The 13,635-nt window shown below is 72.6% G+C and carries 11 protein-coding genes; 5 read left to right on the top strand and 6 right to left on the bottom strand.

Features of this window, described 5'->3' with window-relative positions; genetic code table 11:
- Positions 1–73 precede the first annotated feature (73 nt).
- From ACSU53_RS11735 to ACSU53_RS11720, 4 genes are all read right to left on the bottom strand, one after another.
- Positions 74–619 carry a peptidoglycan-binding domain-containing protein gene (locus tag ACSU53_RS11735; protein ID WP_437027100.1) on the bottom strand — a complete coding sequence of 182 codons (546 nt, stop codon included), beginning with the start codon at positions 617–619 and terminating at the stop codon, positions 74–76.
- An 82-nt stretch (positions 620–701) separates the two neighbouring features.
- A complete protein-coding gene (locus ACSU53_RS11730; protein ID WP_437027098.1) occupies positions 702–1,289 on the bottom strand; it encodes a peptidoglycan-binding domain-containing protein in 588 nt (195 codons plus the stop codon).
- A gap of 228 nt (positions 1,290–1,517) precedes the next feature.
- Positions 1,518–2,903 carry a serine/threonine-protein kinase gene (locus ACSU53_RS11725; RefSeq protein WP_437027096.1) on the bottom strand — a complete coding sequence of 462 codons (1,386 nt, stop codon included), beginning with the start codon at positions 2,901–2,903 and terminating at the stop codon, positions 1,518–1,520.
- Positions 2,900–3,643 (bottom strand): FHA domain-containing protein, encoded by a 744-nt coding sequence (locus ACSU53_RS11720; RefSeq protein WP_437027094.1) that lies wholly within the window; start codon positions 3,641–3,643, stop codon positions 2,900–2,902. The genes ACSU53_RS11725 and ACSU53_RS11720 overlap by 4 nt, the downstream gene beginning before the upstream one ends.
- Before the next feature lie 394 nt (positions 3,644–4,037).
- Here ACSU53_RS11720 and ACSU53_RS11715 point away from each other — a divergent pair, with 394 nt between their 5' ends.
- From ACSU53_RS11715 to ACSU53_RS11705, 3 genes are all read left to right on the top strand, one after another.
- The gene (locus tag ACSU53_RS11715; protein WP_437027092.1) at positions 4,038–5,069 is read left to right on the top strand and encodes a helix-turn-helix domain-containing protein; all 1,032 of its coding nucleotides are present in this window, start codon (positions 4,038–4,040) and stop codon (positions 5,067–5,069) included.
- A 218-nt stretch (positions 5,070–5,287) separates the two neighbouring features.
- Positions 5,288–6,256: a helix-turn-helix transcriptional regulator gene (locus ACSU53_RS11710; protein WP_437027090.1), complete on the top strand. Its 969-nt coding sequence runs from the start codon at positions 5,288–5,290 to the stop codon at positions 6,254–6,256.
- Between the two features lie 948 nt (positions 6,257–7,204).
- Positions 7,205–8,677, top strand: coding sequence for an MFS transporter (locus ACSU53_RS11705; RefSeq protein ID WP_437027088.1), 1,473 nt, complete (start codon positions 7,205–7,207; stop codon positions 8,675–8,677).
- 140 nt (positions 8,678–8,817) lie between these two features.
- On the opposite strand, the gene ACSU53_RS11700 is transcribed toward ACSU53_RS11705, so the two are convergent.
- A complete protein-coding gene (locus ACSU53_RS11700; protein ID WP_437027086.1) occupies positions 8,818–10,419 on the bottom strand; it encodes a serine/threonine protein kinase in 1,602 nt (533 codons plus the stop codon).
- A 250-nt stretch (positions 10,420–10,669) separates the two neighbouring features.
- Positions 10,670–11,263, bottom strand: a complete 594-nt coding sequence (locus ACSU53_RS11695) for a hypothetical protein (protein ID WP_437027084.1) — start codon at positions 11,261–11,263, stop codon at positions 10,670–10,672.
- 325 nt (positions 11,264–11,588) lie between these two features.
- On the opposite strand from ACSU53_RS11695, the gene ACSU53_RS11690 reads away from it, so the two are divergent.
- Together ACSU53_RS11690 and ACSU53_RS11685 are read left to right on the top strand one after the other, a co-directional pair.
- The gene (locus ACSU53_RS11690) at positions 11,589–12,443 is read left to right on the top strand and encodes a bifunctional methylenetetrahydrofolate dehydrogenase/methenyltetrahydrofolate cyclohydrolase (RefSeq protein ID WP_437027082.1); all 855 of its coding nucleotides are present in this window, start codon (positions 11,589–11,591) and stop codon (positions 12,441–12,443) included.
- Positions 12,444–12,471: 28 nt separating this feature from the next.
- On the top strand, positions 12,472–13,113 hold the full coding sequence (locus ACSU53_RS11685; RefSeq protein WP_437033142.1) for a DUF3017 domain-containing protein: 642 nt from the start codon (positions 12,472–12,474) through the stop codon (positions 13,111–13,113).
- Positions 13,114–13,635 lie beyond the last annotated feature (522 nt).

The following is a 13,635-nucleotide window of genomic DNA, read 5'->3' as shown; positions in this document are numbered from 1 at the left end:
CGGCTGCGGTACGGGACAGCGGGTGGTTGTGTTCGGCGGGGCCGGCCGTGACACGGCCGTTCGGAGTCCGGTTCTAGCTGATGGTCTTGCTGCGGTGGTGGATACGTGTCCCGTTGTAGAAGACCTGGACCCCGTCGCCCCGGTTCACTTTGTGCAGGTGGTAGGCGCCCCCGTCCCGGCTCTTGGAACTGCTGCCGCGATGGAACGTCACAGAGCCGTACCTGATGCCGCTGATGTATCCCACGGTTGAGCCGTTGTTGCTCCAGCGGAGCCGGTCGTCCGCCTTGCCCCAGGTCTTGTCGCCGACCTTACCGTCTGCGGTAAGGCCGTAGAACGACTGCCACTTGACCGTGGCCCGCCGAGTCTGAGTGCCGAAGTACCCGTCGATCTCGGAAAGTTCGAGAAGGTGTTCGGCGGCGAGGATGCTCTGCCAGAGCATGACGATGTCGGTGCCCCAGGATTCCCCGCAGCCCTGGCAGAGGGAATTGCCGAGTTCCTCGAAGTGATCGCCGAAGTCGTCGGTGACAGATCCTGCACCGTCCACATACGAGGTGCTGTAGGCACCCGAATTCCCTGCGTATGCGGCGTGGGCGGTGCCCACGGCCAGTAACAGGGACATTGCTGCGCCGAGGGTGCCGAGCCCGAGCGTCCAGCGAGTTCCAGGCATGAGTGCTGTCCTCCAGGTGAGGGGTGCTGGTGGTTCAGACTGTGGTCAGAGAACGGAGCTGGATCCGCGTGCCGCGCATCGACTTGATGCGGTCGTACCGGTAGACGGCGGCGAGCTTGTAGGCGCCGCCGTCCTCCTTCTTCGACGTGCTGCCGCGGTGGAAGGTCACTGCGCCGGTGTTGTACTTACCGGTGTAGGAGATGATGGTGCTGGAGAGCCACACGAGCCGGTCGTCGGCCTTGCCCCATGTCTTGTCACCGACCATGCCGTCCGCGGAAAGGCCGTAGCGCTTCTGCCAGGCAAGGGTCGCGTTCCGGGTTCCGGAGCCGAACTTCCCGTCGATGTCATCGATCTTCAGTAGGTCGTCGGCCACCAGGATGCTCTGCCACAGAACGACGATGTCGGTGCCCCAGGATTCTCCGCAGCCCTGGCAGAGGGAATTGCCGAGTTCCTCGAAGTGGTCGCCGAAGTCGTCGGTGAGCTTTCCGGCTCCGTCGACGAATGACCTGCTGTAGGCGCCGGAGTTCTGTGAGTAGGCGGCATGGGCGGGGGTGGTGGCGAGTAATGCCGCGAGGCCTGCGGCCACGGTGGCGATGGCGAGCTTTCCTTGCGTCTGCAACACGAGGTTCCTTCGTGATCGAGTTCGACGGCAGTCGTTGCGAATGCCGTCGAATCAAGGTGATGCCGCCTTGCGCATCAGGGAACCTGGAATGTTCGAGGTTGCTGTGCCCCAGTTCGAAGTGGTCGTGCACCCGCAGTGCGGCATGCGTGTGCCGTGGCCTGGCGAGGCCGGTACATCCCGGTCGTCCGGGTCCGTTCCGTTCCATGGGCTCATGCGTCTCTCCGCCGGTCACCACGGCGTCAGATAGTCCAACACCGCCGTGAACGACGAGCAGCTGTCGATGAGTTTGTGCGAGCGTGGGGCGTACGTGCCCGCCAGGTTGCCCATGCTGTTCACCGGGGTGCAGCCGGTGCGCTGGGCCGTGCGGCGGCGGTCGGCGTCGGCGGGGCGGAACCCGGTGTTGCGGAAGTACGCCACCGCCGGGTCGTCGCCGTGCCAGGCGCACATCAGGCCGTTGCCGTTGTGCTCGCTGAAGAAGCAGATGCTGTCCTGCGGGCAGTGGTGGTAGCCGTAGACGACGTTGCCGGTGGGCCCGGTGGGGAACGCGTGCTCCTTGGGCAGGGCCGCGTACACCGGCGTCCCGTCCTGCGCGGTGACGTGACCGTGGACGGCGACCGCCGTCACGGTCGTCCCGAGCGCGGCCGCCGTCAGGACCGCGGTGAGGACCGGATGACGGTGCCGGAAGCGGGGGCGATGCCTGGCCAGGCGGGGTGATCCGGAGACGCCGGCGGCCTGCTCGGCGCGACGCAGCAGGGCTTTCGCGGGGACCCGGTCCGCGCTCTGGGGAGCCAGGCAGTCACGGATGATGTCCCGCCAGGCGGCGGGGAGTTCGGGGGACAGGCGCAGCTCCTCCCGGCCGCGCGCGTAGCGCATCGCCGCGTCGGCGCGGGCTTCCGGGGTGCCGCCGGGCAGTGGGAGTGCTCCCGTGAGGGTGAGGTGGGCGAGGACACCGAAGGCCCAGACGTCGGCCGACGGCCGGACGCGTGTGCCGCGTTCGTCGATCTCGGGCCAGAGGAGTTCGGGCGGTGTGTAGTCCGGGGTGGCGAACGCGGGGGCGTAGGCGTGGGTGCCCTCCAGTTCGGCCGCCGTGTTGAAATCGCCGAGCCGTACCGAACCGTCCGCCATCATCAGCACGTTGGCCGGCTTCAGGTCGCCGTGCACCCAGCCGGCGTGGTGCAGTTGGTGCAGGCCCTCACAGATCTGGGCCAGCAGGACGGGTGCGGCCTCGGGGACCGCGGACCGGTCCAGTACGGCGTCGAGGGACTCCTCGGCCCGCTCCAGGACCAGGACGGTGGCGCCGTCCAGCTCGGGACGGTCGGGATCGTCGACCGTCAGGGTGTCGTACATCCGGATCAGCCGCGGTGAGCGGAGCCGCCGCAGCACCTTCACCTCGCGTTCCGCCAGATCGCGCAGGTGGTGCAGTTGGCGCGGGGTACGGGTGCCGGTCGGCAGGAACTTCAGCGCCGCTCGGCGCGGCAGGCCGCGCTCTTGCGTGGCGTACCGGACCGCGTGGTAGACCGTGGCGAACGCGCCGGACGCGAGCGGTTCGCGCACCTCCCACGCGCCGATCCGATAGCCCTTCGGCACGGTGACCGCGTACGGACCCGAGGTCACCGTGCCACCCCGCTCGGGGCGGGCGCGAGGACCACCAGGTCGTCCTCGCGGACGAGGTCGAAACGGAGTGCCAGGGAGGCCAGCGACTCTTTCTTGCCGTGCACACGACGGCCGTGCCGGGCCGCCTCCTCGCGGCCCGGCCGCAGCCGCAACTTGACGGCCAGGTAGTCGATGTTCCAGTAGACGGCGGAGCGGGTGACCTTGGGCCAACTGGGGCGCAGCAGCTCCACGATCTCCTCGACGGCGGGCAGCGGGGCGTTCGGTTCACCCCGCAGACGACGCTCACAGAGGGCGATGAGCACCGCGAAGTACCGTTTGGTGCGGTCCAGGTCGAACGCCGGCACGGTGGCGGATCCCGCGAGTGAGTGGCGCTCCGCGCTGCGGAACGCGTGCCGCGGTGCCCAGACGTCGAAGGTGAGCAGATCGCCCGCGGCGGGCAGCGTCACCCGGGAGAACTCGAAGGGTACGGGCGCGTCCACCCGGCCCGGCGCGACCTTGACGTGTTCCCCCGCGCCCTCCGGGTTCTCCACCACGTAGGTCTGGTCCTCGCTGAGGTTGCTCAGCAGCCAGAACGTGCGGTGCGCGGCGATCTCCCCGGCGATCCGCGGCACTCCCCCGTGCGAGATGACCAGGCTGTTCTGCCGGCCGGCCCGGCCGAACCCGACGCGTTCCCCCGCACCGAGTCTGATCTGTTCGGTCCCGGCACCGCCCGACGGCGGCACGACGATGATGCTGTACATGGAGTCGTTCCCCCTTCCCCGATGTCTCGGGGCCAACTTTCCCCAGTGCAACAAGAGGCAGCGCAGCAGGTGGATCGGTGCGACGACGACTCCTCCGGCCGGCCGTCGGGCCCGGTGACGGCACCGTTCGCTGCGGTGGCCCCGACCGCCCACTCCTGCTCCCTCCGGAGCGATGGTAGGGGCTCACGGGCTTCCCCGACGGAGGGCCGGACGCCGGGCACCCGCGGTGAGCCGGGCTTTTGCGCTGCAGGTCAAAGGCATTGTTTTTCAGGGTCGTTGCGCCCTCGTTTATCGGACCTTGAGTCAGGCGCCGTACGTTCGTCCGGTCGGTCGCGCCGGGCGGCAACGGGGGCGCGCCGGGCGGCGGGAACTCGGGCTCATCGGGGGGAACGACATGCTGCGCATTCACTTCACCGACGTGGACCTGGCCAGGACCCGGCTCGCCCCGGCTCCTGACCCGCTCTTCGAGATCACCGCGAGTCTGCACAGGCTCCAGTCCCGGAAGGGCCGGTGGGCCTACACCGGGTGGTACCGCACCGCACGGGAGCAGATGCGGGAGAGCGGTCTGGAGCGGGCCGTGCATGACGTTCTGCTGCCCCTGTGTCCGAGGGCCGCCTACTTCCCGGACTTCCTCACCCCGGTCGACGCCGTGGACGGTCTGGACGCGGGGCTGGAGTCGGTCCTCGCCACGCCCGCGGAACGGGTCAGGACGGAGATCGGCATCCTCGACCGGACCGTCGGAGCACCCGCCTGGAGCCGGCGGCTGGACGCCCTTCAGGCGCGCAAGCAGTTGGTGGGGCTGCTGCGCGCCTACCACCGGACCGTCATCGCCCCCCATGCGGAGCGTGTCCAGGCGCGCATCGAGGCCGAGCGGGCGGCACGCTGCCGGGGCCTGCTCGACGGGGGAGTGGAGGGCATGCTCGCCGGACTGGACCCCATGCTGCGGTGGCGTCCGCCCGTGCTGGAGGTCGCCTACCCCCGGCAGGCGGAGGACCGGGACCTCCATCTGAACGGCCGCGGGCTCACACTGGTCCCGTCGTACTTCAACTGGGGCGAGCCGGTCGCCTACGCCGACCCCGGTCTCCCGCCCGTCGTCTGGTACTCCCTGCTGCACGAACCCGAGGCCCCGCACACCCGTGACCCCGGGCGGTCACTGACGAACCTCCTCGGGCGCGCCCGTGCGATCGCCCTGCGCACCGCGTCCGGAGGCGCCACGACCGGCGAGATCGCGCGGGCAGCCGGAATCTCGGCCCCCGCCGCCAGCAGACATGCCTCCGCGCTGCGCGACGCGGGTCTCGTCACCTCGGTCCGCAACGGCCAGACCGTGCTGCACACCCTCACCCCGACGGGCGCCGCCGTGCTGCGCTCGGCCCTGCGGGAGGCGGACGGCGCCGGATCGAGCCGCGCGGCGGCTGCTCCTTCCTGAACCGGCACCTGTTGGGCCCAGGGGGTCCCCCGCGCCCTTTGGCACCCGGCCGAGGACGTCGAGTGCCCTCCGGGCGACGGGCCGCCTACCGCTGTGCGCGGCCCGGCGGCGGAAACAAACCCGGACGGAGGGGTGTTGCCGAGGTGACGGCACGGGGGAGCCGCATCGGCCGGTACGTCCCCTGGCTCCGCCACCTCCACGGAAGGGGACCGCACCCGATGAGCAACGGCGCTTCGACGAGGCGCGTGGCGCCTCCGCACCTCCGCGAACTCGGCCGCTTCCTCGTGGCGCGGCGGGCCGAGGTGTCCCCGGCCCAGGTGGGACTGCCGGACGCCGGCCGGCGCCGGACGCCGGGCCTGCGGCGCGAGGAGGTCGCGCTGCTCGCCGGGGTGGGCGTCTCCTGGTACACCTGGATCGAACAGGGCCGCGCCGAGAACGTGTCGGGCGAGGTGCTGGACTCCATCGCCCGGGTGCTCCTCCTCAGCGAGAACCAGCGGTTGTACCTGCGTCGGCTCGCCGGGGTACAAGCCGAACCGCCGCTGCCGCAGGCTCCGCCGGAGGCGGAGGCCATGCGCCCGTTCGTCGACAACTGGTGGCCCAATCCCGCGTACATCGCCGATCACGCGTGGAACGTCGTGGTGGCCAACGCGGCGGCCGAGACGCTTCTCGGCATGGCCGGGGAGCGCGCGGACGGCGACCTCATCGGTGCAGGTCCCGGCCCCGGCCCCGGCCCCGGTCTCCCCGCGGACCGCCGGCCGTACAACCTGCTCAGGGAGTTCTTCACCAGCGACCACGTGCGGTCCGCCTACCCGCTCTGGGAGGAGATCGCCCCGAGCGTCGTCGCCCGCTTCCGAGGCCAGGCCGCACCGCACGTCGAGGACAAGGCGATTCCCGCGCTGGTGGACGAACTCCGCGCCACGAGCCCCCTGTTCGATCGGCTGTGGGAGCGGCACGAGGTGCTGGAGGACTCCTGCGGCCCCGAGGTCCTCACCCACGCGGCCGTCGGCGACCTCCACTTCAGCCGCGCCACACTGGACTTCACCCGTCGCATCGCGGTGCGGTTGACGGTGTTCCTGCCGACCCCGGGCACCGGGACGGAGGCGGCGCTGCGCAGGCTGTCGCACGTCACGCCCTCGCGGCAGGCGAACGGTCTCGGCTCCGACGGCCTGGTGCGCGGGGCCCGTTGACCGCCTCGGCGGTCCGCCGGGCGACCGCCCCGGCCTGCGCCGGGCTCGTCACCCACCGGGCGATGCTGCTCCCGGGCGGCCCTCGCACGGCCGACGCACCCCGGTCCCGGGCGGCCGTGCGGTCGGGCCCACTGGGCCATCCCCCCACGCTCGTCGGGTAGTCGGCCCACCCGGCCCACCCGGCCCAGCCCCCGCCCCGTCGAGCTGTGGGGACGGTGGCCGCGCCCCGGCGGCGCCGTCGGCCGCCGTCCGGCTGCCCCCGGGTCCCGGCGGTCCCTGGACCCCGATGCGCTGCCGGGCCGGGTCCCGCCCACCGCCCCGGCCCGGCCGGGGCCGAGTTCGCGCGCCCGCCCGTCGCCGTGCCCAGGCTGTCGCTGCGCAGGGGGCGCATCCCGGGTCCGCGTGGGTCCCGTACTCCGTGGCCATTCCTGGCTGTTGGCACGACCACTATGTTCCGCCCGCACTGGCAGGGCACCGGCGTGCGGCCGAGCCTGGAGCCATGTCCTCCACGTGGTCAGCCCGATGTTCCACCCGGTAGCGGCAACGGCAGGTCCGCGGCGGCGCTTCGGTTCGGCCGGCCGCCGGCCCCGTCACCGTGTCTCCGGTCCCCGTCGGCCTGTTCAGCGGGACGCGGGAGAGACACAGCGCCCAGGTCAGGCCCTGATCGCGCCCGCTGCCTCCTGAGTCACCGTTCTCCGCTCCCCTGCCGCGCCCTCACCCTTCGCTCCTCACCCTTCGCTCCTCGCCCTTCGCGCACTTTCCCGTCCTCCGGTCCCTCTCCCTCCGTCCCCTGGCGCCCCTTTCGCTCCTCCGCTCCTTCCGTCCCTCCCTCACTTCCTTCCTTCCTTCCTTCCCTCTGCCCTTCCTGCTGTTGTCCCCTCTCTTCGCCTTCTTCGTCTCTCCCGTCTCCCGCCCGTCCGCTGACGGGCCACCATGAAAGGAACCGGCGTGTCCGGCATCCACTCGACACGGCCGCGTCATCTGGGAGCGGTGCTCGCACTGCTCGCCTTCGCCCAGATGATCATTGCGATCGACTACAACATCGTCTTCGTCTCCCTGCCGGAGATCGGGGCGGACCTCGGCTTCGGTGCCCAGGACCTGCAGTGGGTGGTCTCCGCCTACGCCGTCGCCTTCGGCGGGTTCCTGCTGCTCGGCGGCCGGGCCACCGATCTCTTCGGCCGGAAAAGGATGTTCGTCCTCGGCCTCTTCCTGTACGCCGCGTCGTCCCTGGCGGGCGGATTCGCCGGTGACCCGTGGCTGCTCATCGCCGCCAGGGCCGTGCAGGGCCTGGGCGGTGCCTTCCTCGCGCCGGCCACTCTGTCCCTGGTCACGACGCTCTTCGCGGAGGGGGCCGAGCGCAACCGCGCCCTGTCCGTCTGGGGCGGTGCCGGCGGCTCGGGCATGGTGCTCGGCTCGATCCTCGGCGGTCTGCTCACCGACGCCTTCGGCTGGCCCTCGGTCTTCTACGTCAACGTGCTGCTGGCCGGCGCCGCCATGGTCGTGGCCGTGTGGCTGCTGCCCGACGACACCCCGCAGGTCGGCGGCGGCTTCGACCTGCCGGGCGCCGTCACCGGCACCCTCGCCTCCACGCTGTTCGTGTTCGCCCTCGTGCAGGGCCCGGACGCGGGCTGGAGCTCCGGCCAGGTCCTGACCTCGCTCGCGGTGGCCGTCGTCACCTTCGCGCTGTTCCTGGTCATCGAGCGCCGGAGCGCGGCCCCCATGGTGCCGCTGCGGCTGTTCGGCAACCGCAACCTGTCGACCGGTGCCGGGATCACGTTCCTGTTCATGGCCACCTTCGGCGCGCTGGCCTACTTCCTCACCCAGTACTGGCAGGTCGTGCAGGGGTACTCCGCCTGGACCACGGGCTTCGCCTTCGTCCTGCCGTCCGGCAGTGTCCTCGTCGGCACCGTCGTGGGCGGCAGGTGGGCCACCCGGTTCGGGGTGCGCACCACCCTGTTCGTCGGGCTGACCATGGGGCTGGCCGGCACCGTCGTCCTCGCGCTCACGCTCGGCCAGGACGCCTCGTACGCCCGGATCGCGCCGGCGCTGCTGGTGCTCTCGCTGGGCCAGGGCATCGTGTTCACCACCATGTTCGCCGCGGCCACCACCGGAGTGCGGGCAGCCGACCAGGGCATCGGCTCCGGTATCGCGACGACCGGCCAGCAGATCGGCGGGGCCGTCGGTCTGGCGGTGCTGATCGCCGTCGCCGGCGCCGTGGGCGGCGGCACCGAGGACACCGGACGGCTGATGGACGGTGTCACCACCGCCACCTGGGCGATCGCCGTCGGCCTCGCGCTGACGTTCCTGGTGGTGCTCAACCTCCGGAAGCCGGCCGCGGACGACGGCGCCGCCCCGGCCGGCCCCCACGGGACCGAGCCGGCCGCGCCTCCGGAGCCCGTCCGGGCCACGCCGAGCGCCTGAGCAGCGCTCCGGCCCGGACGGCGGCGCTGCCCGGTCCTCCGTCGCGGAGGGGCCGGGCAGCGCCGCCGCCCTGCGGCGATCCGCCGCCGCGGGGTATCGGCCGCCCGCGGAGGAGGCCCGCCCGGATCACCCCGCCCCGGTCACCCCGCCCCCGGCGGCGTGTACCGCTCGACGTAGTGCGCGACGCGGGTGGTGTAGCTGCGGTACTTCGGGGGGACGCCGCCCGCTTCGTTCACCTTCCGGTACGAGGTCCGGTAGGCGGCGGCCAGCAGGACCCCGCGGTCGTCCGTGAGATGGGTGTCCAGGCGTGGCTCGATCCAGCACAGGTAGCGGCCCATGGCCGGGATGGACTCGGCGGGCGGGAACGGCGGTTCGGGGACGGTCTCGCCCGGGGTGCCGTCCTCGTGCATCCACCAGCGAAGCACCCTCGGGGTCCAGCGGGCGATGCCGTACTCGTCGCGGGCGGGGTCGGCGAGGTTCGGGTCGAAGTCGCTCTCCACCTTCAGCATGGCCGCGATGAGCGCCGGGGTGACGACGGGCCGCCCGCAGTCCTGCGCCGTCCGCACGATCAGCAGCCGGTAGGCGGGCGGCACGCCACGGTCGGTGCGCAGCACGTCCGCCCCGTACGTGGCGGCCGCGGCGTCGGTGCCGCTCGCGGTCGCGGCCCGGCCGCCGCTGCCGGAGAGGTCGCCGGTCCGGACGCCGAGTCCGTAGCCGACGGCGGCGACCGCGGCGGTGGCGAGGGCGGCAGCGACCGTCACCGCCCGGCGGGAACGGCCGCGCCCGCGCGGCATCCGGGGCCGCAGCCGCCGAAGGGGCGGCCGGAGAGGGCGGGGCAGCCGGGAGGCGCGGGTGCGGCCTGCCGCCTGCCGCACCCGGCGCAGCAGGTCCTCGACGCCGACGCGCTCCTCGTGGGTGCGGGTCAGGCAGGCGCGGACGATGTCCCGCCAGGCGTCGGGGAGTCCGGCCGACAGCCGCAGTTCCTCGGAGCCGCGCGCGTACAGGGTGGCTGCCTGCCGGCGCAGTGCGGGGGTGGCGCCGGGGAGCGGGAACGTGCCGGTGAGGACGAGGTGGGCGACGACCCCGAACGCCCAGATGTCCGCCGAGGGACGGATCCGGCGGCCCCGCTCGTCGATGCGGGACCACAGCAGTTCGGGCGGGGTGTAGTCGGGGGTGGCGAAGGCCGGGGTGTAGGCGTGGGTGCCGTCGAGTTCGGCGGCCATGTTGAAATCGCCGAGGCGGACCGAACCGTCCGCCATCACCAGCACGTTGGCGGGTTTGAGGTCGCCGTGCACCCAGCCCGCGCCGTGCAGCTGGGCCAGCCCCTCGCAGATCTGGGCGAGCAGTTCGGGTCCCGCGCCGGGGCGGGGCTCGTCGGCGAGCAGACCGGCCAGGGAGCGCTCGGCCCGCTCCAGCACCAGGACGGTGGCCCCGTCCAGCGCGGGGTGTCCGGGGTCGTCGACGACGAGCGCCTCGTACATCCGGATCAGCCGCGGGCGGTGCAGCCGCCGCAGCAGCTCCACCTCACGCTCGGCCAGGTCCCGCAGGTGGCTCAGCTGGCGGGGCGTGGCGGTGCCGGTCGGGAGGAACTTCAGGGCCGCCGTGCGCGGCGGGGTGTCCCCGCCGTCGGCGCGCCGGGCCGCGTAGACGCTGCCGAACGCGCCCGTGGCGATCGGCTCGCGCACCTCCCACCCGCCGACGCGGTACCCCTGGGGCACCGTCACGGCGTACCTCTCGCTCACCGGCCGTACCGGTCCGGCCGCGTGGCCGTCCCGCTCCCGGCGCGGACCTGACGTCCTGTGCCCGTGCCCCCCGTGGCCGGCGGAGGTGCGACGACGTTGCGGTACAAGGCTGCGTCCCCCTGTGCCCTTCGGCTCCCCCGGACCAGCCTAGGACGCACGCACGGGGCCGTGCCTCCCTCGTACGGGTGAGGCACGGCCCCGTGCGGTGGTACGGGACGGGCGTGCGCGGGGCGCAACCGGCGCCCGTGGCTCAGAATTTGGGCCGGTTGAACCAGGCGGCGCCGTTCTTGTTGGCGCAGTAGACGACGATCAGGATGCCCAGGACCAGGCTGATCAGGGCGAAGAGGTTGGCACTGGCCAGGCTGATCACGCTGAACAGGATGACGAACGAGGCGTAGACGATCGCGGAGACGCGCACACCGCCGCGGCCGGTGCCGAACTTGGCCGCGGTGAGGATCGCCCACAGGGCGAAGCCGATCACGATCGCGCCCAACACGATCATGACTCCGACACCGATGCTGACGACCCGGTCGGCGTCCTCGGCGGAGATGTTCGGATCGCTGTTGGCGGCGTCCTCGAAGTACTCGGTGAACCAGCTGGAGGCGATCATCATGAACAGGCCGCCGACGACCTGGAAGCCGCCGAGGACGAACAGCATGATGCGGGCGCCCTTCACGGTGCCCGGCATCGGCATCTGCACGGGCGGCGGTCCGCCGTAGGCCGGCGCCGCCGGGTACCCGTGGCCTCCCTGCTGCGGTGCTCCGGGGTACTGGGGCTGGCCGTAGCCCTGCTGGGGCTGCTGGGGCGGCTGCCCGTAGGGGTTGTTCGGGTCGCCGAAGCTCATGGCGGTCCTTCCTCCGTTGTCGCTCGTGCGGGGACGACGCGTGCACGGCTCGGAGGAAGTCCTGTGGATGCGGTCCGTCCCCCCGGTTCTGCCCGCGGCACTTCTGGACTCATCGTTCTTGACCTTTCTCTTACTTGTCCAGCCGCGCGCGGCAGGTGTTGTGCAAGTGCAACATCGTCGATCATGGCGGCTGCGCGGCGGAACGGCCCGGGACAAGGGCGGACGGGATGTGCGGCGGTCGCGGTGTGCGCGTTCGCGGACGTTGCTGCCGTCCGTCGTCCGGGCTGATTGGAACCGGGGGCCCGTCATCCGCGAGGATGGGGGCATGACCGCCCAGATTCTCGATGGCAAGGCCACCGCAGCCGCGATCAAGTCCGATCTGACCGCCCGCGTGGCGGCGCTGAAGGAGAAGGGCGTCACGCCCGGCCTCGGCACCCTCCTCGTCGGGGAGGACCCCGGCAGTCAGAAGTACGTCGCCGGGAAGCACCGGGACTGCGCGCAGGTCGGCATCGCCTCCATCCAGCGCGAGCTGCCGGCCACGGCCACGCAGGACGAGATCGAGGCGGTCGTCCGCGAGCTGAACGAGGACCCGGCGTGCACCGGTTACATCGTCCAGCTGCCGCTGCCCAAGGGCATCGACGAGAACCGCATCCTGGAACTGATGGACCCGGACAAGGACGCCGACGGCCTGCACCCGATGAACCTCGGGCGTCTCGTCCTCAACGAGCCGGCCCCGCTGCCCTGCACCCCGAACGGCGTGCTGACCCTGCTGCGCCGCTACGGCGTGGAGATCAAGGGCGCCGAGGTCGTCGTCGTCGGCCGCGGTGTCACCATCGGCCGTCCGATGCCGCTGCTGCTGACCCGGCGCAGCGAGAACGCCACGGTGACCCAGTGCCACACCGGCACCCGTGACCTGTCGGCCCACCTCAAGCGTGCCGACATCATCGTGGCCGCCGCGGGCAGCGCGCACCTGATCCGGGCGGAGGACGTCAAGCCGGGCGCGGCCGTCCTGGACGTCGGTGTCTCCCGCAGCGCCGAGGGCAAGATCGTCGGCGACGTCCACCCGGACGTGGCCGAGGTGGCCGGCTGGATCTCCCCCAACCCCGGCGGCGTCGGTCCGATGACCCGCGCCCAGCTGCTGGTCAACGTGGTCGAGGCGGCGGAGCGCAGTGTCGGCTGACAGGAGCCCCCGCGGCGCCGGTGAGCGGGTGCGCGACGCCGCCGACGAGCCGGTCGAGGGCCGTGACGCACGCCCCGGCGTCCGTGACGACGGCCGCCGTGCGGAGGCGGACGGCGGACGCCCCGCCGACGGCCCCGCCGCCGACGTCGCGAACGCCGCTGCCGCCGACGCCCCCGGCGCCGACGCCCCCGAGGGGGAGGCCCCCGCAGAGGACGCCGGCGACGAGGACATCGTCGTCCGGGACCCGGTCAGCGCGCCCGACGCCCAGGGGCGGCCCCGGCGCGCCACCCGCCGTTTCCCGCTGTTCACCCGGGACACCGCGCGCCCCGAGGGCGGTGGCCGCGCGGCCGCCGGTGACGCCCCCGCGCCCGCTCGGCAGTGGCCGATCCTGGCCGTCCTGGTCCTGGTCGGGCTGGGGCTGCTGCTGACGGCGTCCGACCTGTTCCGGCTCGGCACCCTGCTGGTCGGGGTGGCCCTGCTCACCGGTGCCGTGCTGCGCTGGGTGGTGCCGGACGTCGGCATGCTCGCCGTGCGCTCCCGGTTCACGGACATCGTCACGTACGGGGTGCTCGGCACCGGGATCGTGGTGCTGGCGCTGATGGTCCAGCCGGATCCGAAGTTGCAGATCCCGTTCCTGAAGGACCTGCTGCACTTCACCGTCAGCGGCTAGGAACAGCGCCGGCGGCTAGGAACAGCGCCGGCGGCTCGGAACAGGGGGCCTGTCGCCGGGATCACCCCGAGGACGCGGGGCGGGCAGGACACCGCCGGGTCCCCGCGCCGTGATCCGGACGACAGGCCCCAGCGCGTCGTACGGCGGCCCGCCCTCACCCCCGTGAAAGGACGGGCCGCCGTGGGAACAACCTTCCGGTACGGCGAACGGCCTGTTCAACGGGTGTGGTGCCGCTGTGGCACGGAAGTGACCGTTCCGCTACGCGCCGCGGATTCCCCGGACCGCCTCGCGACCTTCGTGCCTGCGGGGGAGAGGGCGCCTGGCCGGAGCGGGAGGCGTCGTGCCGGGTCAGGAGGACGCCGTGCCCCGGTCGGGAGGGCGACGGCGCGGACGTTTCGGCCCGTGGGCGCAGGCGGTCACGCCCGGGCCGGGACCGGTGTCCTGCGGCCGCACGGACAAACCGGAAGTTCCGGGGCGTTCCGCGCGCTTGTGCCGGGTTCCGTTCGGAACAGGGGGGCGCCG

The organism is Streptomyces sp. enrichment culture (assembly GCF_964273255.1).
Lineage (GTDB): Bacteria > Actinomycetota > Actinomycetes > Streptomycetales > Streptomycetaceae > Streptomyces.
This window is presented reverse-complemented; position numbering and strand designations above follow the sequence as displayed.